Origin of the sequence: Phormidium pseudopriestleyi FRX01 (assembly GCF_017313335.1) — a bacterium.
GTDB classification, from domain to species: Bacteria; Cyanobacteriota; Cyanobacteriia; order Cyanobacteriales; family Laspinemataceae; genus Laspinema; species Laspinema pseudopriestleyi.
In genome coordinates this window covers 1-21,698 of record NZ_JAFLQW010000569.1, presented here as the reverse complement: position 1 = coordinate 21,698, position 21,698 = coordinate 1, and the positions used below count along the sequence as shown (strand labels likewise).

The window sequence follows — 21,698 nt, the reverse complement described above, 5'->3', positions numbered from 1 at the left end:
TAAATAAACTTAAAAAAACCGAGCTTTAGAGCCCGGTTAAAAATAATTCAAAGAAAATTTTTTGAGGGATTATAACAAGGGACGGATTCGGTCTCGATAGGCCGCTTGATTTAAACCCGTTCCTTGATTCGCCTGACCCTGGGGAATCATTTGTTCGAGTGCGGCAATGCGATCGCTACTGGCGGGATGGGTACTTAAAAAGGTCGGTGGAGAGGGTTTGTCGAGGAGTTTTTCAAAAAATTGAACTAGACCCAGAGGTGAGTAACCGGCATTTATGAGAATGGCTAAAGCCCCGCGATCGGCCTCATATTCATGTTGACGACTCCGGGGCAAACGGAGGGCTAATTCTACCCCGAGTTGTACCGCAATATTGTTATCTACACCGGCAGCACCTGCTAACCCTCTGGCAATGATCACTTCGCGCATTTGCCGGATGGAATGTTTGTTGACAATGTGGCCGATTTCATGACCGATCACCCCAGCTAATTGAGCTTCATTATCCACAGCTTGGAGGAGACCTGTGGTAACATAAACAAAACCGCCCATTGTGGCAAACGCATTAATGCTGTCATCCTGAACAACCTGGAAGGTGTAGGGAAGATTGGGCCGATCGCTTTGAGCTGCTAACTGATCGCCTAACTCCCTAACATAGTTATTAATTTGAGTATTTCCATATCGCCTAAATTGACTACTCAGAATTTGTTGGTTGATTTGTCCACCCAGGGCAACTTCCTGGGCATCGGACATGGTACTCAGTTGAAGTACCTCAATTCCCGGCCCAATTAACCTCCGAAGGTTAAATGCCGAGCTAGGATAGGATGAACTGACGACTAAGGCGATCGCCATAATCACAGAAATAATCGGGTAAATCCAGCGACGATGAATTCGATGAGAAATCCAAGCGTAAAAGTTGAACATAATCAATGTGAGGAATGTTTGAACAAATAGGAGTGATATGTTGGAATTGAGGTCAGGTATGTTAACCGCGATCGCAATGCTCCCAGGACTGAGATATCCCCTTGTCTGATCATCTGGACAATTGATATACTGCCCTCTGTGCAGATGGGGTGACATCTTAAAAGATCCGGCGTCAGTCCTGTCTGATATCTTTTACGACTCAACCAAAGAGCCTGATATTTTCAAGACTCCTGGACCGTTTAAGGCCGGTTGATTCAGTCTACTTCCAGCATAAGCGATCGCCTCCCTTCTGATCCATTGACGAATTTGGATAGAGGCAGGTTGCCATTCACCATCCCTCAGAATCCTCCCCGGGGGTTTGTAGAACTCAAGGGTAGGGAAGGGATCAGATCAAGAGGACGGTGACTCGGAATAGGCGCAACGCTAGAGACTCAGAGGTTCGAGGGGTAGCCAAAATTGCGATCGCCCCGAGATTAACAGGGTTCTTCAAAAACTCCAACAGGTTGGACTAATAAGGTAATACAGTGAATGCCGACAATGCGAACAGGTTCTCCGGGTCCGAGGACAATTTCACGATCGCAACTAGCAGGCCAATAACTGCCTCTAAAATGGACTCTCCCCGCTATATAGGGGCCTCGAATTATCTCATCCACAATGCCAATTTCTCCGGGTTTGCCAAGAGTATATTTTAAGTTGGGGTCTTGATATTCTTTGAGTCGGGCGGGATGGGGAGCAAAGAGGTTGTTTAAAAAATGGAACATGGGATCTCGGTTGAACGCGACAATCCCACCTTAAAATGCTTGCTAATGTCTTGGGGATACTCCGGTGTCACTCGCTGAATTGGTTGCTGGATCTGGATGTTCTGGGGGCGATTTTATCAGGTTTAATCTCAAATTCGAGTCAACTCTTGCAGATGGACTTGTGCATTTCCCGAACTGCCACAGTGAAGAGAAGGCGATCGGACTATTACTCCTCGACACATCCTTTAATATTACGGACCGATGCGCTGGACTGCTGGACAATCACCGGACAATCATCCTGAGTCTGCCAAAATCGCTGCAGGGTGTAATGAAGGGCGATCGCCCAAAATAAAATCACAAATGCCACCAAACCCAACTGTTCCGGGGAGATAAATCGTCGCAGAGGTTCTGATTGTGGCTTCTTTTCCTCCATAATACCTCCTAGTTTCGGTCATCGGCGATCCCACTGCACCTGTGGAATTTACTCCAGGGGAATAGAGTATTCAATGAAAATCGAACGCTTTGGTGAAAAATTCCCCTATTCCCTATTTTATGTTAATTTTCCAAGTTTGGGGCATCAAAATCGTCTCGTTAACCGAGTAAAATTTAACGATTTTTTCAGATTGAATGCGCCAGGGTCTAGGGGATGGCTTCAAGGTTTAAATCCTAGAATGAATGAGGCGTTTACGTTACAGGGCGTGGCATCAAACCGAATCGATTCCACCGGATTGGAATCCGTTGGTCAAAATTGCCATCTCGCCATCAAAAAGAAGCGATCGCGCCTCGGACTAGAAATAACAGCGTATAAAATAACCTGAAGCATTCCCCCTTGGCTAATTTTCATCAGAGTACCGTCACTGCAACTGATTGTGCAAGGATGTAGTTTTTAATGTTGAGACTAATCCCGGATTAGAAAAATCTTCCCCAGTCATGTTGGAGAGTCGCTTACTTTGCCCCTTAATTTGACTAAAAATCTGGGACCAATTCAAGGTGAGAACTCTAGGCAATAATACACAAAACGTCGCATTAAATAAGGTCAAGAGGATAAATTCAAACCAGTTTGATAGCACCATAAAACTCTCCTTACTGAAGCTGATTGGATAGTGCTTTTAATTATAAACGCCAGATCAGGCGAAACGGTGAAATTTTAGCACTTTCCATAATTAGAATTTCTTCTAGTTCCTATAAACGATTCTCAAGATAAGATTGATTACAGATGAGATTTTCTTCAGGAGTAAGTTTCTATACAGAGCAATTGTTTCAGCGATTTTATGATTTTTTTGCCATCTTGGGTTATAATCTAAATTGGAAGTTCCGTGCCTTCTGTCCCGATGTTTGAATCGGAGTAGAGAGAGAAAAGTGGAGTTTGTCTAACTCCTTCAAAAGCCTTTCAAATTAAGTATAAGCTACCAGAGAGTTTCTGGCCTCTACTCTTCCCTCAACTCCCCTAGAACGGTGAGGAATCGCTACAAAGATTAAGGTTTTCCAAGGAATTGCACCGTGAAGGGGACTGAGTGTCGGGAAGCCAAACGGAAAACCTATCCAAAATATACAGCCAGGTCTCCGCAAAGCTGTCTTGCTGTGTATTTTGGATTATATAGAGAGAGGGCTATTCTATTATCGACCTGCGGCACCGCTTGAAATATTCTTGAATACGTCCAGGGACTGACGACAGGTTTCCGCACACTTTTGACAATGTGCGTCATCATGGGTTTCACATTCTTTCGCACAAGCTTCGCAGATGTCGATACAGGCGCGAGAGACTTGTTCAATGAAGTGAGAACCTCGACTCATAAAACCGGCAATGGTCCAGCACATTTGAGAGCAATCTCGGCATAAGCGAGCGCAATCGGGCATATTGCCAATACATTCGTCGGCACAATGCTCGCACTGAATAGCACAATTAACGATCGCATCTATACTGGATTGATTGATTTGATGAGGCATGAAAATTTTCCTCCTTCCTTGTTTCCGATGAAGTTCTAGCCTCTACAGTATCGGTGCAGGGTGGCAATATCCTCTATCTAAAGTATGAATCAAGTTATATCTCTTCTGGGGGATTCGGATTTCATCTCAGTTTCACTTTTAGATGATACCCTGAAAAATGTTGTTTTTTCAGTTGAGAAAAACTGAAAATATAAATAATTTTAGATGTAGTTATGTCAATAGAACTAGGTAGGAATGAAAACCCATTTTTATTGGAAAAGTTTAGATAAGATAGACCTCTGTTAATTATTGTTGCGAAACCGCAAAAAAATTAGCCTTAGACAACTGGATGCCCAGGCTGTTTAGTAGCATAAATGAGCGATAGATAAGGGTTGGTAAAGATGAAGGTACTGTTAGTAGAAGATGAGCCGGATTTAGGGGCAGCGATTAAACGGACCCTAGAGCGGGAAGCATACGTGGTAGACTGGGCTAAGGATGGGAGAGAGGGTTATGAGTATATTGAGAGTTATCGCTGGCAAACCGTAGAAACGCCCTATACCCTGGCGATATTTGATTGGTTATTACCGGCATTATCGGGGATAGAATTGTGTAAGCGACTGCGGGCTTCGGGCAGTGCTTTACCTGTGCTGATGCTGACCGCAAAAGATAGTATGGAAGATAAAGTGGCTGGGTTAGATGCCGGGGCGGATGATTATTTAGTTAAACCGTTTGGGATGGCGGAATTATTGGCAAGGTTGAGGGCATTACAGCGGCGATCGCCTCAATTGAAATCTCAGCAGATTCAGGTGGGAAATCTTACTCTCGATTACGGTACTCGTACCCTCTATTGCTATCAGGAAACCGGGGAATCTGTGGCTATTTCTATGACGAATAAAGAGTTTCAGCTATTAGAATATTTGATGCGTCATCCCCAGCAAATTATTACCCGCGATCGCATTTTGGATCGGCTGTGGGAATTGGGGTCAGAACCGGGCAGCAATGTAGTCGCCGCACAAATGCGCCTGCTGCGTCGTAAACTTGCGGAACAGGGTTATGATCGCCTCATAGAAACGGTTTATGGATTGGGATATCGCTTCAAAGCCTAAGAATAAACCCACTCAGGAGTAAAACAGCGTGAATCACAATCAACTTTTTCGACAAACTCGCTTACAACTGGCTTGTTGGTATGCTGGAGTCATGGGGGTAATTTTGGCATTATGTGGGTGGGGAATGTATGAATCAATATCCCACGCCCATTGGATGACTCTTGATCGCGAATTAGAATCCGTTGCGGGAACCCTCCATGATAGTTTGGAACCTGTATTGCAAGAACCGGCAAAATTAGAACCGGAAGTAGCCCGATTATTGCCGGATTTGTGTACAGAAAATGAGCTATGTTGGAACCGAAAATTCAATCTGGAACGACACGCGATCGGGGCGCTGCATCAAGGGTATTATTACGTCCGATTACTCGATTTAACCGGCAATTTAATCGCCGTAGCAGGAGTGAATACCGATGGATTACCCGGGAGAGAAGGTGCAGACACATGGCAAACTTTTACCGACAGCAAAGGGACTCGATTTCATCAAATTTCTGTGGTGTTGCATACGGAAGATGGCCGAGATTGGGGCAGTCTGCAAGTGGGGAGAAGTTTGCAAGAATTTGATGATTATTTAGGGGCAGTTAAAGTGATTATGTTAATCGGATTACCCATTGCTTTGTTAGGGGTAGGAACTGCCAGTTGGGGATTGGCGGGAGTTGCCATGCAGCCGATTTATCAGTCCTATCGTCAAATTCAACAATTTACCGCCGATGCCGCCCATGAATTGCGAACGCCGTTAGCGGCAATTCGAGCCACAGTCGAATCAAATTTAAGAGTTGAAAGACCTAATTTTGAGGAGATTTTGGATACCTTAAAAACCGTTAATCGCCAAAATTTACGCCTCTCTCAACTCGTGAATGATTTGTTATTATTATCACGAATGGACCAACAAGAACTACCCGTTAAACCCTCACTTTGCTGTCTCAATGACCTGATTAGCGATGTGGAAGAAGAAATTGCAGCCTTGGCGATCGCCTCGTTCGTCAAGCTCACCATAGAGGTTCGAGTCCAGCAAGCAGTCCAGGTGAAAGGGAATGAAGAAGAACTCTATCGACTCCTGTTTAATTTAGTCAGTAACGCAATTCAATATACTCCTGCCGGAGGGGAAGTTAATCTGATTTTAGACGCCAGCGATCGCCATGCTATAATTGAGATTAAAGATACAGGAATTGGGATGCTGCCCCAAGATTTAAACCGAATTTTTGACCGTTTTTATCGCATCAATAGTGACCGTTCTCGCCATACTGGGGGTTCGGGTTTGGGACTAGCCATTGCTTTGGCGATCGCCAAAACCCATCAGGGCAATATCCAGGTTAAAAGTGAATTAGGTCAAGGGAGTTTATTTACCGTTCGACTACCAATTTTAGAATCAGGATAGGCATAAACCACGATAAGAAACCGGGTTGCTTTCCCAAATTTGTTGTTAAAGTGCAGTGGATGATCAAGAAACCCGGTTTCTAACCGTTCCTGGATCCGCCCTAAGACAATTCAATTTCATCCTTATTTCATTTTCCTCTGTCAAAGTTGGAGGTGAGGTTTGATTCACCCTTACGAGATCCAGACTAATCATGCGATCGCTCAATTACTCTAACCTAACCCCTACCTTGCTTGCCACTCTCCTGCTGGTAATGACTCCTGTCGCAGTGGTAGCGCATCCTGGACATGGAAATGAATTTGAAGGCGGTGGCGATGCCAGTCACGCACCGACGGGAGGAATTGAAGTCGATTCTCAAACCCTTAAACGCATGGGAATTTTAATCGAACCCGTGCAACAAGCGGTGATGGAAGTCGGAATCAAAGTTACCGGACAAATTGAAACATTACCCAATGAAACCGTAGAGGTAACTGCACCGATCGCCGGGAAAATTATTCAATTATTAGTGCAACCGGGAGATGCAGTTAAAGTCGGAGATGCTGTGGCAATTTTGTCAAGTCCAGAATTAGCAGCCTTGCGAGTAGATGCCCTTCAAAAACAGGCAGAAGCCGAATCTAATCTCAAGCAAGCTGAGGCAAATTGGCAATTATCACAACAAAATTATCAACGGCAGGTGACCATTGCTGATGCGGAAATTGCCCAAGCGGAACAGCAAGTGTCAACGGCTCAATCTCGCTATGAACGGGACCAGAATTTAGTGGAGGAACGCGGGGTATTAACTGCTGCCGAAGAAGGGTATCGTCGCCAAGTGGAATTAGCGGAATCGGAAATTACCGCAGCGCAGAAACAAGTAGAAATTGCTCAGTCTCGCTATGAACGCGATCGCCAGTTAGTTGAAGAAGGCGGAGTGCTATCGATTGCCCGAGAAAACTACCAGCGCCAAATGGAACTCGCAGAAGCCGAAATTTCTCAAGCTGAAACTGAATTAGTCGTTGCTCAGGAACGCTTTGAACGGGATCAAGAATTAGTTGAACAAGGAGCAATTCCGCGCCGTCAGATGCTGGATTCCGAAGCCCAGTTCGCAGGGGCAAAAGCCTCAGTTAAACGCGCTCAAAGTCGGTTAGGGCAATTGCAAGCTGAATCGGAAGTTAAACGCGCGGAAATAGATTTACCGTTAAGAGACTTACGGGAATCAGAAGAATTATTAGCGCGATCGCAAACCGAATTAACCCGCGCTCAAAGCCGCTTAGGACAACTAGAAGCCCAAGGGGAAGTGAAACGGGCTGAAGCGGATTTACCGTTAAGAGATTTGCGGGAATCTGAAGATTTATTAGCCCAAGCGCGAGGGCAATTGACTCGGGCAAGAAGTCGCCAAGGGGTGATTGCAGCCGAAGCCGAATTAAAACGCGCTGATGCTGAATTACAAGGGGCAAAATCCCGAGTTAACTTGAGCGATCGCACCTATCAAACTCGCTTGAATCAGTTAAATATTACGCCGGATGAACAGGGAACCGTTACCGTCACTTCTCCGATTACCGGCGTGGTTGCTCACCGAGAAATTACCTCGGGTCAATCGGTAGATGCCGCAGGAACCACGTTAATGAAAATTCAAAATCAGGCGCGGGTAGGGGCAACCGCCAATCTCTATGAAAAAGATTTACAACAAGTCAAAATCGGACAACAAGTCAATATCAGAGTGGCGAGTTTTCCCAACCGCATTTTTACCGGAAGAATTGATTATATCGCCCCGGATGTTCAAGGGGAAACCCGAGTGATTCCCGTAAGGGCAGAAGTAGATAATGTCGGGGGGGAATTAAAACCGGGAATGTTTGCTGATTTGGAAATTGCTACAAATAGAACCAGTGAAATGGTGACCAGTATTCCCGAAAGTGCCATTGTAGAAGTTAATAATTTGCCGGTGGTTTATGTCCAAAATGGGCAACAATTTCAGCCGGTTGAGGTGAGACTCGGACAACAATTTGGAGAGCGAATTGAGGTCAAAGGGGGATTATTTGCAGGCGATCGCATTGTAACCGAAGGGGCGGTGCAACTCTACGCCCAATCTCTCCGAGGTGGCAGCCCTAGCAGCCCTGAACAACCCGAAGAAACCGAGGCAAGCCAGATGAATGCAGCCGGGTTAATGCAGTGGGGATGGCTACCCCTTGCCGGGGCGATCGCAGGGGTGGCATTTTGGTTAGGACGACGCAGTAAACCGCTGACAAAATCAACCGAGCCCTCTCCGAATTTTCCCTCAGAAATCGGTGAATTTTCAGAACCAGTTAAAGGTGAGTTTTGTGAATTGCCAGTTTTAGTCAACAACAATCATCATCACGAGTAAATTATCCGGCGATCGCCATGCTAACTAACGCCCATTTCGACCTTCAGATACACGATTAAGAAAGGGTTCAGTGGAGTTAAGACAGGCTTCCAAATCCTCAGTCAATTCCCTAGAGAAACTTCGATCTGCCGGATATTCCTCTAAATAATGCCTTGGACCAAATAAGAGCGTATTGATATCCGCTTGAAATAAAATGGCTCCCTCATATCCCTCAACCTTGTAAGAATTGGGATAATTCGATTCGGGTTCTACAGAAGCAGTTGTGGCACCCCGCGCTGAAAAACCCACAAAACAGATTCGGTTATTTTGTTCCGCAATTTGAATGTAGCGAGAACCCACTCGGTAAACGCCTACCTGCAACGGTAAAGCCGCTAAAGATTGACCCACGCCGATAGGATACACAACACAGAAAAGCAATCCCCAAAACCAGCGAAATCCTCGATATTTTTTGTTCATATTTCACCTCATGCCAAATCAGACTTTGCATAATAGTTGATCTCTAATTTTAGAGATTGGATTCATATCCCTCTACAGCGAACCAAACCGAATTTTACCCTCAGCGAAAGAAATGACAGCCTGGGATGCTTCTAGGAAATCCATTCCAAGAATACCCTGCCAACCGATTGACCTTCTTAAGGTATGTCCCACTACGGGGAAATTTTTTTTTCGTATGTCCGAGACAGTTAAACCAAGGGACTGTAACTACAGGACAATTAATTTGACCGTTACCTGTGACAATTGAGACTTGAGTGATAGGATGTTTTAAATCGCAACCAACAGATTGTAATAAAGGCACAGGTAAAGTTGTATAAGTTGCTCCAGAATCTACCAATAAGGGGACAAATACAGGAAGTGTTCCTTTTGCGCCGATACCGGCTCTAACCAAGAATAAGTTTACTCTTTCCTGGGGATTAAGTAAGTTTTTACAGGGTACGCACTCCAAACGATACTCTTTATTTTTCATTACATCAAAACCCCTAAATCATCGGGAAAGGGTCCTGTATATTCGATCGCCACAGGTTTGGTTCGGAATGGCAGTCGCTCATATATGTGATCACAATCCGGGGAATGCGCTAACAGTTCCCCGGTTTTTACCGATTGATCCGGATTGAGTTCCTTGTAGGCAATCAACACCCACTCTTGGGGGTAACGGCGTTTAATTTCTTCCATACTTAATAGTTCCCCAATCCCCTCTGCTGTGGCATTCGTCTGGGAAAAGGTATCCTGAACACTGGCATTGACTGCTGCTTTTTTCGGGTTTTCCATGACCGTAAGTTCTCCCGGGTGAGTTCTATTTTCCCTATTTTAGCAAAATTTCATCTGGATTTCATATTTTCATGCCACCCTGAAATCACAGCTAAACTCTTAACTCCTACCCCTCCTAATCCATGCTCAATGGTATTCTGAAATGGTCGATCGCCCAGCGGTGGTTAGTCGTGATTGGAGCAATAATTGTCACAATTTTGGGCATTCATACCATTTCCCAAATGCCCTTAGATGTGTTTCCAAACTTTGCTCCTCCTCAAGTGGAAATTCAAACAGAAGCCCCGGGACTTGCCCCGGAAGAGGTGGAATCTTTGGTGACGTTTCCTATTGAAAGTGCCATTAATGGAACTCCGGGATTGGAAACCGTGCGATCGTCTTCTGGAGTCGGACTATCTGTTGTTAAAGTTATTTTTAAATGGGGGACTGATGAGTATCAAGCGCGGCAATTAGTCACCGAACGATTGCAGCAAGCATCCAGCAAATTACCCCAAGGGGTGGAAACGCCCCAAATTTCTCCGATGTCTTCTCCAATTGGGACAATTATTCAATATGCCTTTACGGTGACGGGAGAGGGAGAAACCACTTTAATGGAGTTAAGAGAATGGGTCGATCGCGATATTATTAATCGATTACTGGCAGTCCGAGGGGTGACTCAAGCGATTGCCTATGGCGGCGATGTTCGTCAATATCAGGTTTTAGCAGACCCCGTACAATTACAGGCTTATAATGTTTCTCTAGCTCAAGTTAGAGAGGCAGCAGAAGCAGCAAATACTAATGCTGCCGGTGGTTTTTTACAATCTCCAGACCGGGAATTAATTATCCGAGGAATTGGTCGAATTGAATCCTTGGAAGATTTACAAAAATCCGTTGTAACGGCGCGCAATGGTACGCCCATTCTGTTAGAAGATGTGGCAGAGGTAAAAATTGGCGCTGCCTTGAAACGGGGGGATGGGAGTGTGAATGGACAATCTGCCGTGGTGGTGGTGGTGAATAAGCAACCCCTGGCGGATACTCCCACAGTCACGAAAGCAGTGGAGGGGGCGATCGCAGAACTACAGACAAGTTTACCTGCCGATGTCAATGTCATGGTTACCTTTCGGCAATCGGACTTTATTGATGCTTCCATTGAAAATGTCCGCGATTCTCTGCGAGATGGAATTATCATTGTTTCGATTATTCTGTTTCTATTCTTAATGAATTGGCGCACTGCCGTGATTACCCTGAGTGCCATTCCCTTATCCTTAATTATTGGATTAATGGTGATGAATCTCTTCGGTCAAGCCATTAATACTATGACATTGGGAGGACTGGCGGTAGCCATTGGGTCCGTCGTAGATGACTCGATTGTAGACATGGAAAACTGCTACCGAGGGTTACGGAAAAATCAAGCCGCAGGGAATCCAATTCCTCCGTTAGAAGTGGTTTATCAGACTTCTGTAGAAGTGCGAGTAAGTGTGCTATTTTCCACGGTAATTATTGCCGTGATATTTGCCCCAATTTTTACCTTAACTGGAGTTGAAGGGCGAATTTTTGCCCCGATGGGAGTGGCTTATTTAGTGTCAATTTTTGCCTCGACTTTTGTGGCATTAACTCTATCTCCGGCATTATGTGCTTTTTTATTAGCATCTCAAACTTTACCGGAGGAAGAAACCTGGGTTTCGCGGGTGGCGGAACGACTGTATCGGCCTTTATTGCGGGTTTCGATTCAATGGCCGAGTCTGGTTTTAGGGATAGCTACGGCTGCCTTTATTGCCTCTTTGATTGTCTTGCCATCGTTGGGGCGGGTGTTTTTACCGGAGTTTCAGGAACGGTCTTTAGTGAATGCAATGGTGCTCTATCCTGGGGTGTCATTAGAAATGACAAATCGGGCGGGGTTAGCGATGCAAGATGCCCTCAAAGATGACCCTCGTTTTAGTTGGGTACAGTTGCGATCGGGACGAGCACCGGGAGATGCCGATGCTGGGGGGGTAACTTTGGGACATTTGGATGTGGAGTTGAGTGATGAGGGGATACAAGATCGGGAAGGGGCGATCGCCAAATTACGGGAAGAATTCCAGAAATTACCCGGTGTTGCCCCCAGTATTGGCGGATTTATCTCTCACAGAATGGATGAAGTTCTCTCGGGAGTCCGAAGTGCGATCGCCGTCAAAGTCTTCGGTCCCGAACTCCCAGAACTTCGCATTCTGGGGGCACAAGTTCGGGACTTGATGCGGGATATTCCCGGCATAGTAGACTTACAACTCGAACCCCAAGTCCCCATCCGTCAGGTGCAAATTCACTTCGATCGCCCTGCTGCTGCCCGATATGGATTAACCGTGGGTTACTTGTCAGACACCCTGGAAACTGCCCTGAATGGACGGGTGGTTTCCCAAGTCCTAGAACGACAACAATTGTTCGATTTAGTCGTCTGGTTAAAAGAAGACTTTCGCAACAATTTAGATACTATTCGTAACTTATTAATAGATACCCCTAACGGTACAAAAATTCCCCTGGCCCAAGTTGCCCGAATTGATTATGGCACGGGTCCTAATACCATTAACCGGGAAAATGTCTCGCGCTTAATTGTGGTTTCTGCCAATGTTTCTGGGCGAGATTTAGGCAGTATTGTGGATGAAATTAGGGACAAGGTTCGCGAATCGGTGCAACTTCCGTCGGGATATTTTATCCAATATGGGGGACAATTTGAATCGGAACAGCGGGCGAGTCAAAATTTACTGATTTTTGGTTCATTAGCCTTGATTATAATTGCAATTTTAATGTATTTTGCGGTTAAATCTCTGGCGAGTACGGTGATGATTATGCTCAATCTTCCCTTAGCGATTACTGGCGGAATTTTTTCCGTCGCCTTGGGGGGTGGTGTTTTGTCGGTTGCTTCGATGGTAGGATTTATTACATTATTTGGAGTTGCCACTCGCAATGGGCTGTTATTAGTGGATAACTATAATTCTAAACTGGCTGAAGGAATGCCCCTCAAATCAGTGATTTTTCAGGGTTCAATGGAACGGTTAACGGCGATTTTAATGACGGCTTTAACTTCGGCTTTAGGAATGTTACCCCTGGCGATCGGAACTGGGGCTGGAAAGGAAATTTTACAACCGTTGGCGGTGGTTGTCTTGGGGGGATTATTTAGTTCCACTGCGTTAACCTTGTTGGTAATTCCGGCGCTTTATTCTCAATTTGGTCCGAGGTTAAAGCTGCAACAAGTTTCTACAGAAAATAGGGAGGAACGGTTTAATGATGGAGTAAAACCCCTTACGGATTCTTAAGATGTTGTCAAAAATAGAATGTGATACAAAAGGAGAAATCAAAATGGGGCGATCGCTCAAATTAGGTTCTATTGCTATGGTTAGTCTGGGATTAATCGGGTTAACTGCCTGTGGAACCGGAGAACCGGAGGCGAATGTGCTAGAAAGTGCGACGGAAACCCCCACAGAAACAGTAGTAACGCCCACAGCAATTCCGCCCGAGGAACGCCCAACCCAAGGGGGACAGGTGATTGAAATGGGTCCGTATCATTTAGAGTTAGTGGCGTTACCGGAACCCGGAGGAGTGCATTTAGATTTTTATCTACAAATGGGAGATACTCACGAACCGATTCCCGGTGCAAATGTAACCGCGCAGGTGGAAACACCAACAGGGGAACAACGCACTCTGGAACTGCTGTATGACGAACCTGGGGAACATTATGCTGCGTTTCTGCCGGCGGAAGTATCCGGGGAGTATAAGGTAGCAATTCTCACGGATATTCAGGGGGAAAAAGTTAATGGGCGGTTTATGTTCAATCGGGAATAGGGGTGAGTTTGCACCCGACGGGGAGATGTTACAGTTTACTCTGAATTAAATCACAAGACCGATCGCCCAAAAGAAAAAGCTCAGATATTGAATATCTGAGCTTTTTCAGTTTAAGCTATGAGACGAAAAGGTTTCGTCTTATGGGTTTCCAGAAAAAAAACTCTCCGATTTGATAGTATATCCCGGCACCGAAGGTTTCAGTGCCTGTACTCTGATCGTTCGGGAGATTTCATCGTTTGGAGTTCCACTAATCTAGCTTAGTAGCCTTGAGAGAAGTTGTTGCGACGGCCACCGCGACCGCCGCCGCCGCCGCCGCCGCCGCCGCCGCCAAAGGAGCCTCGGTCTTCACGAGGTTTGGCTTTGTTGACTTTCATATCGCGACCCATCCACTCAGCCCCATCAAGGGCTTCAATCGCAGCGCCTTCTTCAGTTTCAGTGGACATTTCCACAAAGGCAAAGCCGCGCACACGACCCGTTTCCCGGTCGGTGGGCAGATTCACGCGCTTAACGGAGCCATATTCTGCAAATACGGCGCTCAGATCTTCTTGGGTAACTTCATAAGAAAGATTACCAACGTAAATAGACATGGACTAACTCCAAAATTCAACGGATGTAGAGGTCAAGTTTTCGGAGAGAAGCCTGTCCAGACGAAAGGGAGAAATACCTATCAATACTCGAAACAAACACTGCAACCGAATTTCAATCTCATCCATAAGAATAACACAGTTTTTTCAGTTTGGGTAAAGCCATTAGTAGTTTTTTTTAAAATTGGCTGAAACCCTTTACCCAAGGTATTTTCTGGTATTAAAATTCCTAGGCGATCGCCTCTTGGACGGTCACAAATCTCCCCAGTTCCATCCCACAACCCTCAACATCCCACAACGGTTCTTGAGTGATGTTAGGAACCTCTTACCCCTGAACCCTGAGCAAGTGACAATGGAAAAACAGGGAAAATGCTGGAAACAGGAAACCGGGACAGCCCTGGATCTGTGGGCCTTTCCAGTGGTGGAACGGTCCGAACGCCTTCCTAGAGAGTCGGGTCAATTCATGTCCTGCCTGGGCTACAGTTTGGCTGACATCGCCAACATTTCGCAAGTCCTGAACCTCAATCGGCAACTGCCCCTGCATTCTTTGAGCATTCCTGCTAAACTCTCTGTCAAAGTCCGGTTAGCCTCAGCGCTCAACTGAAAGACTCACCAAGACCTAGCAACGCTACTCTATATATTATTGAGGAAAGGAAAAATGTGTGTATCCTGTCTATTGATCTCAACCCTGATGATCTTTACACCAGCACAAGCGGTTGACCAAAACCCCGACATTATCTCCATCCCGACTTACAATCAAGAATCATCCTCGGTTGTTGCTCAGGAAAACCAAGCGGCGATCGCCTCGTTGCTCAACAAGCTTCCCGACTCCCCCGAGTTAGACCCCTTACGGGCTGAACTCAACAATCTCTACTCCGAATTAGCATTAGCTCAGAATGATGCTGAAGCCGATCTCGCCCTTGATCGCTCCGTAGAAGCCGTTCGCGATCGCTTCATTGATAACCCCAATGTGGGACAAATCCGGGAAATTCTGATGGACTTGCGCGAGGCGGAGTATGAAAAACTCTCTGAGGATCTTTCCTCCCTCCTGTTTCCTCAACAAACCCCTTCCTCCCTCAATCTGCTTCAGTCCCAAGGCAGTCGATGGGGTTGGCTCTCCTAAGCAATGCCTCCGCTGACTCGGCCTGGGTGCAACTGTTTTCTGTTTCCGATGTTTGTTCTATTTATATAGCCTAGGGGTGACATCTATGGGCTCTATTGATGAAATGCATCTGGATAGGTATAAATCTATAGAGATATCTTCGGAAAAGGAGCACAGCGGTGCTTCTTTTTTTTTGCTAGAAAATTTCTACCCAACGCCCTTGACATCTATCGCGCCATTGTGATTTTTTCCGGACTCCCTCCTAGGCCCTCTTTGGGTTAACGCTTCATGTCCCGGACCGGGACAATGCAACTTTTCTGCAAAAATCCCGCTCAAACCTTGATATAATCAAGAACAGAGCCGTATAGACAATGGGGGCTTCAGATTTTGAGACCCCTGAATCCCTTGAGGAAATTTTTAAATTAAAGTCTGACCAACCCCAGAAAAATATGATATCCTGGCTAACATCATCTTAAAAACGTCTCCCAAAAGAAAGATGTCAAATTTCATAACTTGTGCTAAAGGCTTAGAGGTTGAGTTTTTCTTTCGGAAAGGATTAAACCTAAGTGAAGCGGGAAATTATACAGGAGCGATCGCCAGCTATGACAAAGCGCTCGAACTCGAACCCAATGGAGATGAAATCTGGTACTGTCGCGGCAATGCGCTGTACAACTTGGGGCGGACCAATCCAGCCCTTAAAAGCTACGACATGGCGCTAGAGATCAATCCCGGCTATTACCAGGCCCTGATCAATCGGGGCAACGCCCTGGATGACAGCGGACGCCACCAGGAAGCGGTTGAGAGCTACGATCGCGTCTTACGGCTCAAACCCGATCATCATCGCACCTGGAATAATCGTGGCATCGCCCTCGGGAACTTAGGTAAATATGACGAAGCGATCGCCAGCTATGATCGGGCGATCGAATTCAAACCGGACTATTCCCGCGCCTGGTATCATCGAGGACTAGCCCTCAAAAGCATGGGACTGACGGAAAAAACCTTAGCTTGTTACGACAAAGCCCTCGCCTCACAACCCAATTTTTATGAAGTGTGGAACAATCGTGGGAACACTTTATACTTATTAAAACGATACCCCGAAGCGATCGCCAGCTACGACAAAGCGGTACAAGCCTTCCCCAACTATCATTGGGCTTGGTACAATCGTGGCGTCGTTCTGCAAGAACTCAACCGCAACGAAGAAGCCATCATCAGTCTGGACAAAGCGGTAGAAATCAATCCCAAAAATGCCGAAGCCTGGTATTATCGTGCCTTAGCCCTAGAAGCCTTAGACTGCACCCGTAGCGCTGCAGCCAGTTATAATAAAGCCTACGAACTCAACCCCAACCTAAACATCGAGTCCCCTGTTAGCAAAAATCTCCCCTAATTCCCCCTAAACCCGAACCTCAATTATTTCAGTCCTTGGCCCTCTTAACATGGCAAAAACCGGCTACACCCTACCCGTTTTCGCCGTTGCTGCGGCGAAAGCGGCCCTGATGGTGCTTTCTCCCAGTGCAGAGGCCCCCAAAACGGTCACCCTTGACCTGATTCCCGAATCCGTCGAGATTCCCATCCATCAAGTCGCCCAACTGGATGCCACTTCTGCCCTCGCTATCACCCTCAGCGATCCCGGAGATAACCTAGACTTAACTCGAAATACTCCCATTTGGGCTTGGGTCAAATGGACCCCCCGCCAAACCCAACCCTTAATCCTAGAAGCCGGGGAAGGATTAGGCAAAACCAAAACCGGAGAACCCGCCATTTATCACTATGCGCGGCAACTTTTTGACTGCAATTTATTCCCATTAATTCCCGCAGATAAAACCGTCATTGTCTCCATCATTTTACCCGAAGGACGGCAACTCGCCAGCCGGACTTCTAATGCTGCCTTTGGCATCTTAGAAGGATTAGCCTTACTCGGAACCAGTGGAATTTCCCAACCCCTTTCCTCTGCCGATCATCTTGATGAATTTCGCCAAGATTTGCAGTCCAAGGTCAAAAATTCCCCTCATTTAACCTTCTGCATTGGCAATAATGGTCTAGTGGTCGCCCAACGGTTAAGAATTCCAGAATCACAGATAGTGCAAACTGGAAACTGGATCGGGGCGCTGTTAGTTGAAGCCGGATTGCGTGGTGCAGAATCTGTTTTGCTACTGGGATATCAAGGCAAACTGATTAAATTAGCCGGGGGAATTTTTAACACATCCAGCCATATTGCCGATGCCAAATTAGAAATTCTCAGTGCCGCAGTTGTGCGGGCGGGGGGAGATATGGCGACGGTAGAAGCGGTTTTAAATGCTAAAACTGCTGATGCTGCTTATTTTGAAATTAAAGAACGAGGACTGGCTGATTTAGTCTTTAATAATTTAGGGGAAAAGATTAGTCAGAATGCTAAGAATTATGTTAAGAAATATGCCGATACTGCGTTAGAAATTGGCACGATTTTATTTGACCGGAAAGGGGAAATTATTACTCAAAAAAAGCCCTTTTTGTGGGATAACCCCTGAAGGGGTTACGACGAACAGTTTTACGAACAGTTTGTAGTGACCCCTTCAGGGGTCAGCTATAGCAATCCTATATCAGTTGTGGAATGCCCTCACCCCCAACCCCTCTCCCAAAGCGGGAGAGGGGAGCTTAAGAATTCATAAATGATTTAGGGTTGCTATAGGGGATAAAACCCTAGCGCCGATCGCGATCGCCCATCACATTTTCCCGACTTTGGCGATGAAACTGGGGTATCGGTTCCCTCGTAGAATGTCGCAACAACACGAAGGGAATCGTCAGAATTCCAACAATCATCACCGTTGCCGCAGTTAACCATACCATCCAGCGACTCGGGCGATAGGCGCTGAATTCGATTTGTTGAAAAACCCGATTGTAGCGCCAGACGGATAAGGGAATAAAAATAATTCCCATAATCACCAATGCCACACCCAAGGTTTGGGAATTAATAGCGATCGCCGGTACAGAGTCAGGTTCACCCGTCACACTAGCTTGTAACTCGCGTAAAAATAACCCAAAACGAGCGATCGCAAATCCAAAGCCAATCATGCCAATGGAAGTCCGCAACCAAGCCAAAAACGTCCGTTCATTAGCCTGATGTTCGCGTTGTCGGTCTATTTTTTCCTGAGTCATTGCCACTCCCGTTGACTTGAAGTTCCCTAAAACAGTGCGATCGTCTCAGCTTTGATGCGATCGCACCGTTTCTAAAGAATTCTGCGGAACCTCCGATCCCACACCTTTACCGATAGTTAGTAAACTGTAACGCTACCGGCCAATCTTCTTGCTTAATCAACACCATCGCTTCTTGTAAATCATCTTTTGACTTACTCGAAACCCGTACAGCATCCCCTTGAATTGAGCCTTGGACCTTCTTCAACTCATCCCGGAGTAACTTAGTAATTTGTTTCCCCACCTCTTGGGCGATGCCTTTTTTGAGCTTAATCACCTGACGAATGCGGTTACCGCTGGCGGTTTCCTCCTTGCCATAGTCGAAAATTTTCAACGACAAATTCCGCTTAACTGCCTTTTGTTGCAGCACCGAATGAACCGCCTCTAACGTCATATTGCTATCGGTATTGATGACAATTTCATCATCCCCGAGTTCAACCGTCGTCTTGGTATTTTTGAGGTCGTAACGACTGGTAATTTCGCGATTGGTTTGGTCAATCGTATTAACGAGTTCCTGGTGCTCAAAATCGCTGACAATATCAAAAGAATACGTTGAAGCCATGAATAAAGAGTGACTAAATATCCGTACAACTACAAATTACTAGAAAATGAAACCACTCGAAGAGGGGGACAAACTGCCAGTGCCAAACATCAGCGATCGCCTCCGTTAGTTCGCCTCACCACGTTCTTAAGGAACCTTGACGAATCGAGTAGCCTCGGGGCCATTGCCTGGGAGTCTTTAAACAATAACTGACCTAGGCAACGGCAGTTTTATCTCTTCTTCGCCGGGAAATTCTAGAGTAAAACGAGAGCCAACACAAGCGTATCCAAACGCCAAATGGGAAATCCGATCGCAGGGTCAAGCCTAAATAAACGAGGATGCCCTTAATCAAAATAGAACAACGTCACAAGTCGGTGTTGTTCCTCCGCATCCTGACAAGTTTGCAGTAGCGTGTGGCTATCATGGAACGCAAAGCAGATTAACTGCTGACAGCGAGAGACAATTTCCAAATTGCACAAAGCACTGGCTTCGGCTAAAGATAAATGGTCATTCGCGGGATTTTCCACCAAGTGGACCACCTTTTCGAGTTGCTTGCGCGACTCGCGGGGTTGACGATCCAGACTTTGGGGCAGAATCACCGTCAGCATATTGGGATCTGCCTTCATCGCGCCTTTAATCGCAGCAGAATTGGTGCCGGTAGCACCAGAAGTCAGAATTCGATTCCCTTCTAAAACCAAGGCATAGGTCATTCGCTCAATGAGAGCTTGATGGGTAATCGGAACATGACGGGAACCCAAGAGGGAAATCCGTTTAGAACCCGTTTGCTGGATCGAGGCCAGTTCTTGCGCCAGAGTATCGATCCCGGGTGATGTGTCTATTGATTGACTCAAAGACGGTATGAAATAACTAGAACAACGGAGCTATTTTAGCAAAGATAAGACCATGTACGATAAATAGATTGAAAATAGCCATGAAAAGCATTAGCAAACCCGAAAATCGAGAGAAAAGTTGGGCAGGGGCGATCGCCTCCCCCGCCCAGGAATTTCCCGCCACTCCCCTCAAAACCATCACCGGAACAATCCCCCCCGGATTGCGCGGAACCCTCTATCGCAATGGTCCAGCGCGCCTCACCCGAGGGGAAAACCGAGTGGGACATTGGTTTGATGGCGATGGGGCGATTTTAGGCGTTCACTTGAACGGCAGGGACAGTCACGCCCTCTACCGCTATGTTCAAACTGCCGGATATCAAGCCGAAGAAGCCGAGGGCCGCCTACAATTTGGCGGATATGGCACTCTTCCCCCGGGACCCTTCTGGGAACGATTTGGCAAAAAGATGAAAAATGCGGCAAATACCTCCGTGATTGCCCTCCCGGACAAACTCTTAGCCCTCTGGGAAGGGGGACATCCCTACGGATTAGATTTAGAAACCCTAGAAACCTTCGGACTGGACAACTTAGACGGATTGGAACCGAACTGGGGCTATTCCGCCCACCCCAAACGCGACCCCCAAACCGGGGAAATCTATAATTTTGGCGTTTCCCCTGGAAAAACCACCCAACTGCACGTTTACCGCAGCAACAACCGGGGGCAAATCCAGCAACAGGCAGCATTTGACCTAGAGGGAGTGCCGCTAATCCATGATTTTGTCATGGCTGGACCTTATTTAATCTTTTTCATTCCACCTGTGCGGATGAGTCTGTTACCCGTCTTGTTGCACCTGAAAAGTTTTAGCGATAGCTTAACCTGGCATCCGGAGTTAGGGACTCAGATATTAGTGATTGACCGTTCCAGCTTAGAACTGGTGAGTCGGGGGGAAGCGGAACCCTGGTATCAGTGGCATTTTGGCAATGGTTCGGTGAGTCGGGATGGAGAGATTGGATTAGATTTGGTGCGTTATGAGGATTTTCAGACGAATCAATATCTGAAGGAATTTGCCACCTTGGAGACGGTGACTGGGGCGAAAGGGACCCTCTGCCGAGTCCGACTGAATCCCACTACAGGAAAAGTGATGGCTACAGAGACAATTATTAATCGCCACTGTGAATTTCCATCGGTAGATTTCCGAGAAGTGGGACAGGAGTGGCGTTATACCTATTTATCCTTGCATCGAAAGGGAGTGGAGTTAGGGAGGGAACCTGTAGGGGCGATCGGGCGGTTCGACTATCAAACCGGCCAACTGACTGAGGCCCCTATCCCGGACAACTGTTATCCGAGTGAACCGATTTATGCACCAGATGGCGATCGCCCTGAACAAGGGTGGGTTTTAACCGTGGTTTATGATGCCAACCAACATCAGAGTCAGGTATGGATTTTTGATGGCGATCGGTTAGATGAGGAACCGGAATGTCGGTTAGGGTTACCCGGGGTAATTCCGTTAGGGTTTCACGGGACTTGGAACCCGGGGAAACGTTCGTAGTAACTCCTTCAGGAGTTATCAAAAAGAAACCCCTGAAGGGGTTACTACAAACGTTGTATCCTTGTGACTTGGCTCTGCCGAGTCACGCCCATTGGAGGCTCTGCCTCCAGACAATAGATTTCACGTAGGGGCGCAATGCTTGCGCCCAGAATTGGGCGCAAGCATTGCGCCCCTACAAATACACCTTGACAGAGCTAAAGTTAAAAAAACCCGGATCCTCGGCAGAATTCCGCTAATCAAACCCTGTAAATTCAATCCCTATCTTCTGGATAAAAACCACCCAAAAAACTTATTTTTACGGGGTGATAGGGGTTCAACTTTTAACTGGATGGTAGAGGCTAAATGTTCTCGTAATTTATCATGATAAAACCGATAGCGGCCCCCAGATTGTTTTAAAATCCCACAGGCACTTGCTTCGTTCAGAAAGTGAACATAATTTCGGGGAATTCGCCCGTGATGACACAAGAC

25 protein-coding genes are annotated in these 21,698 nt (G+C 46.4%); 12 read left to right on the top strand and 13 right to left on the bottom strand.

Features of this window, described 5'->3' with window-relative positions; genetic code table 11:
• Window positions 1-69: 69 nt before the first annotated feature.
• From J0895_RS21675 to J0895_RS21665, 3 genes are all read right to left on the bottom strand, one after another.
• A complete protein-coding gene (locus J0895_RS21675; RefSeq protein WP_207090072.1) occupies window positions 70-918 on the bottom strand; it encodes a M48 family metallopeptidase in 849 nt (282 codons plus the stop codon).
• 473 nt (window positions 919-1,391) lie between these two features.
• Complete coding sequence (locus J0895_RS21670; protein WP_207090071.1) at window positions 1,392-1,679, bottom strand: NfeD family protein; 288 nt, start codon at window positions 1,677-1,679, stop codon at window positions 1,392-1,394.
• 205 nt (window positions 1,680-1,884) lie between these two features.
• The gene (locus J0895_RS21665) at window positions 1,885-2,091 is read right to left on the bottom strand and encodes a hypothetical protein (protein WP_207090070.1); all 207 of its coding nucleotides are present in this window, start codon (window positions 2,089-2,091) and stop codon (window positions 1,885-1,887) included.
• A 238-nt stretch (window positions 2,092-2,329) separates the two neighbouring features.
• Here J0895_RS21665 and J0895_RS21660 point away from each other — a divergent pair, with 238 nt between their 5' ends.
• Window positions 2,330-2,476: a hypothetical protein gene (locus J0895_RS21660; protein ID WP_207090069.1), complete on the top strand. Its 147-nt coding sequence runs from the start codon at window positions 2,330-2,332 to the stop codon at window positions 2,474-2,476.
• A 36-nt stretch (window positions 2,477-2,512) separates the two neighbouring features.
• Here the strand turns inward: J0895_RS21660 and J0895_RS21655 are convergent, their stop codons facing one another.
• Both J0895_RS21655 and J0895_RS21650 read right to left on the bottom strand, forming a co-directional pair.
• The gene (locus J0895_RS21655) at window positions 2,513-2,731 is read right to left on the bottom strand and encodes a hypothetical protein (protein WP_207090068.1); all 219 of its coding nucleotides are present in this window, start codon (window positions 2,729-2,731) and stop codon (window positions 2,513-2,515) included.
• 544 nt (window positions 2,732-3,275) lie between these two features.
• Window positions 3,276-3,605, bottom strand: a complete 330-nt coding sequence (locus J0895_RS21650) for a four-helix bundle copper-binding protein (protein ID WP_207090067.1) — start codon at window positions 3,603-3,605, stop codon at window positions 3,276-3,278.
• Between the two features lie 380 nt (window positions 3,606-3,985).
• Here J0895_RS21650 and rppA point away from each other — a divergent pair, with 380 nt between their 5' ends.
• The 3 genes from rppA to J0895_RS21635 all read left to right on the top strand — a co-directional run bounded on the left by rppA (window position 3,986) and on the right by J0895_RS21635 (window position 8,400).
• Window positions 3,986-4,690 carry a two-component system response regulator RppA gene (gene rppA, locus J0895_RS21645; protein WP_207090066.1) on the top strand — a complete coding sequence of 235 codons (705 nt, stop codon included), beginning with the start codon at window positions 3,986-3,988 and terminating at the stop codon, window positions 4,688-4,690.
• A gap of 28 nt (window positions 4,691-4,718) precedes the next feature.
• Entirely contained in the window at window positions 4,719-6,065 is a 1,347-nt protein-coding gene (gene rppB / locus J0895_RS21640) for a two-component system sensor histidine kinase RppB (RefSeq protein WP_207090065.1), read from the top strand.
• 190 nt (window positions 6,066-6,255) lie between these two features.
• Window positions 6,256-8,400: an efflux RND transporter periplasmic adaptor subunit gene (locus J0895_RS21635; protein WP_242541491.1), complete on the top strand. Its 2,145-nt coding sequence runs from the start codon at window positions 6,256-6,258 to the stop codon at window positions 8,398-8,400.
• 24 nt (window positions 8,401-8,424) lie between these two features.
• On the opposite strand, the gene J0895_RS21630 is transcribed toward J0895_RS21635, so the two are convergent.
• The 3 genes from J0895_RS21630 to J0895_RS21620 form a co-directional block, all read right to left on the bottom strand.
• Complete coding sequence (locus J0895_RS21630; RefSeq protein WP_207090064.1) at window positions 8,425-8,856, bottom strand: hypothetical protein; 432 nt, start codon at window positions 8,854-8,856, stop codon at window positions 8,425-8,427.
• A 100-nt stretch (window positions 8,857-8,956) separates the two neighbouring features.
• Window positions 8,957-9,364 (bottom strand): aspartyl protease family protein, encoded by a 408-nt coding sequence (locus J0895_RS21625; protein WP_207090063.1) that lies wholly within the window; start codon window positions 9,362-9,364, stop codon window positions 8,957-8,959.
• On the bottom strand, window positions 9,364-9,666 hold the full coding sequence (locus J0895_RS21620) for a hypothetical protein (protein WP_242541490.1): 303 nt from the start codon (window positions 9,664-9,666) through the stop codon (window positions 9,364-9,366). Before J0895_RS21620 ends, J0895_RS21625 begins: the two co-directional genes overlap by 1 nt.
• A gap of 122 nt (window positions 9,667-9,788) precedes the next feature.
• Here J0895_RS21620 and J0895_RS21615 point away from each other — a divergent pair, with 122 nt between their 5' ends.
• Window positions 9,789-12,932, top strand: coding sequence for an efflux RND transporter permease subunit (locus J0895_RS21615; protein ID WP_207090062.1), 3,144 nt, complete (start codon window positions 9,789-9,791; stop codon window positions 12,930-12,932).
• A 1-nt stretch (window position 12,933) separates the two neighbouring features.
• Window positions 12,934-13,458, top strand: a complete 525-nt coding sequence (locus J0895_RS21610) for a hypothetical protein (protein ID WP_242541489.1) — start codon at window positions 12,934-12,936, stop codon at window positions 13,456-13,458.
• 257 nt (window positions 13,459-13,715) lie between these two features.
• On the opposite strand, the gene J0895_RS21605 is transcribed toward J0895_RS21610, so the two are convergent.
• The gene (locus J0895_RS21605) at window positions 13,716-14,045 is read right to left on the bottom strand and encodes an RNA recognition motif domain-containing protein (RefSeq protein ID WP_207090061.1); all 330 of its coding nucleotides are present in this window, start codon (window positions 14,043-14,045) and stop codon (window positions 13,716-13,718) included.
• A 181-nt stretch (window positions 14,046-14,226) separates the two neighbouring features.
• Between J0895_RS21605 and J0895_RS21600 the strand changes: the two genes are divergently transcribed.
• From J0895_RS21600 to cbiD, 4 genes are all read left to right on the top strand, one after another.
• On the top strand, window positions 14,227-14,646 hold the full coding sequence (locus J0895_RS21600) for a hypothetical protein (RefSeq protein ID WP_207090060.1): 420 nt from the start codon (window positions 14,227-14,229) through the stop codon (window positions 14,644-14,646).
• Between the two features lie 87 nt (window positions 14,647-14,733).
• Entirely contained in the window at window positions 14,734-15,165 is a 432-nt protein-coding gene (locus J0895_RS21595) for a hypothetical protein (RefSeq protein WP_207090059.1), read from the top strand.
• Window positions 15,166-15,640: 475 nt separating this feature from the next.
• Window positions 15,641-16,528, top strand: coding sequence for a tetratricopeptide repeat protein (locus J0895_RS21590; protein ID WP_207090058.1), 888 nt, complete (start codon window positions 15,641-15,643; stop codon window positions 16,526-16,528).
• A gap of 49 nt (window positions 16,529-16,577) precedes the next feature.
• Window positions 16,578-17,648, top strand: coding sequence for a cobalt-precorrin-5B (C(1))-methyltransferase CbiD (cbiD, locus tag J0895_RS21585; protein ID WP_207090057.1), 1,071 nt, complete (start codon window positions 16,578-16,580; stop codon window positions 17,646-17,648).
• Window positions 17,649-17,820: 172 nt separating this feature from the next.
• Here the strand turns inward: cbiD and J0895_RS21580 are convergent, their stop codons facing one another.
• Both J0895_RS21580 and J0895_RS21575 read right to left on the bottom strand, forming a co-directional pair.
• Entirely contained in the window at window positions 17,821-18,276 is a 456-nt protein-coding gene (locus J0895_RS21580; RefSeq protein ID WP_207090056.1) for a YidH family protein, read from the bottom strand.
• 106 nt (window positions 18,277-18,382) lie between these two features.
• A complete protein-coding gene (locus J0895_RS21575; RefSeq protein ID WP_207090055.1) occupies window positions 18,383-18,874 on the bottom strand; it encodes a YajQ family cyclic di-GMP-binding protein in 492 nt (163 codons plus the stop codon).
• Between the two features lie 9 nt (window positions 18,875-18,883).
• Here J0895_RS21575 and J0895_RS21570 point away from each other — a divergent pair, with 9 nt between their 5' ends.
• On the top strand, window positions 18,884-19,066 hold the full coding sequence (locus tag J0895_RS21570; protein ID WP_207090054.1) for a hypothetical protein: 183 nt from the start codon (window positions 18,884-18,886) through the stop codon (window positions 19,064-19,066).
• 131 nt (window positions 19,067-19,197) lie between these two features.
• On the opposite strand, the gene J0895_RS21565 is transcribed toward J0895_RS21570, so the two are convergent.
• Window positions 19,198-19,704, bottom strand: a complete 507-nt coding sequence (locus tag J0895_RS21565; protein WP_207090053.1) for a DNA recombination-mediator protein A — start codon at window positions 19,702-19,704, stop codon at window positions 19,198-19,200.
• An 80-nt stretch (window positions 19,705-19,784) separates the two neighbouring features.
• On the opposite strand from J0895_RS21565, the gene J0895_RS21560 reads away from it, so the two are divergent.
• Complete coding sequence (locus tag J0895_RS21560) at window positions 19,785-21,230, top strand: carotenoid oxygenase family protein (RefSeq protein ID WP_207090052.1); 1,446 nt, start codon at window positions 19,785-19,787, stop codon at window positions 21,228-21,230.
• Window positions 21,231-21,488: 258 nt separating this feature from the next.
• Here the strand turns inward: J0895_RS21560 and J0895_RS21555 are convergent.
• On the bottom strand, window positions 21,489-21,698 hold a 210-nt coding region (locus tag J0895_RS21555; RefSeq protein ID WP_207090051.1), incomplete at its 5' end, for a hypothetical protein.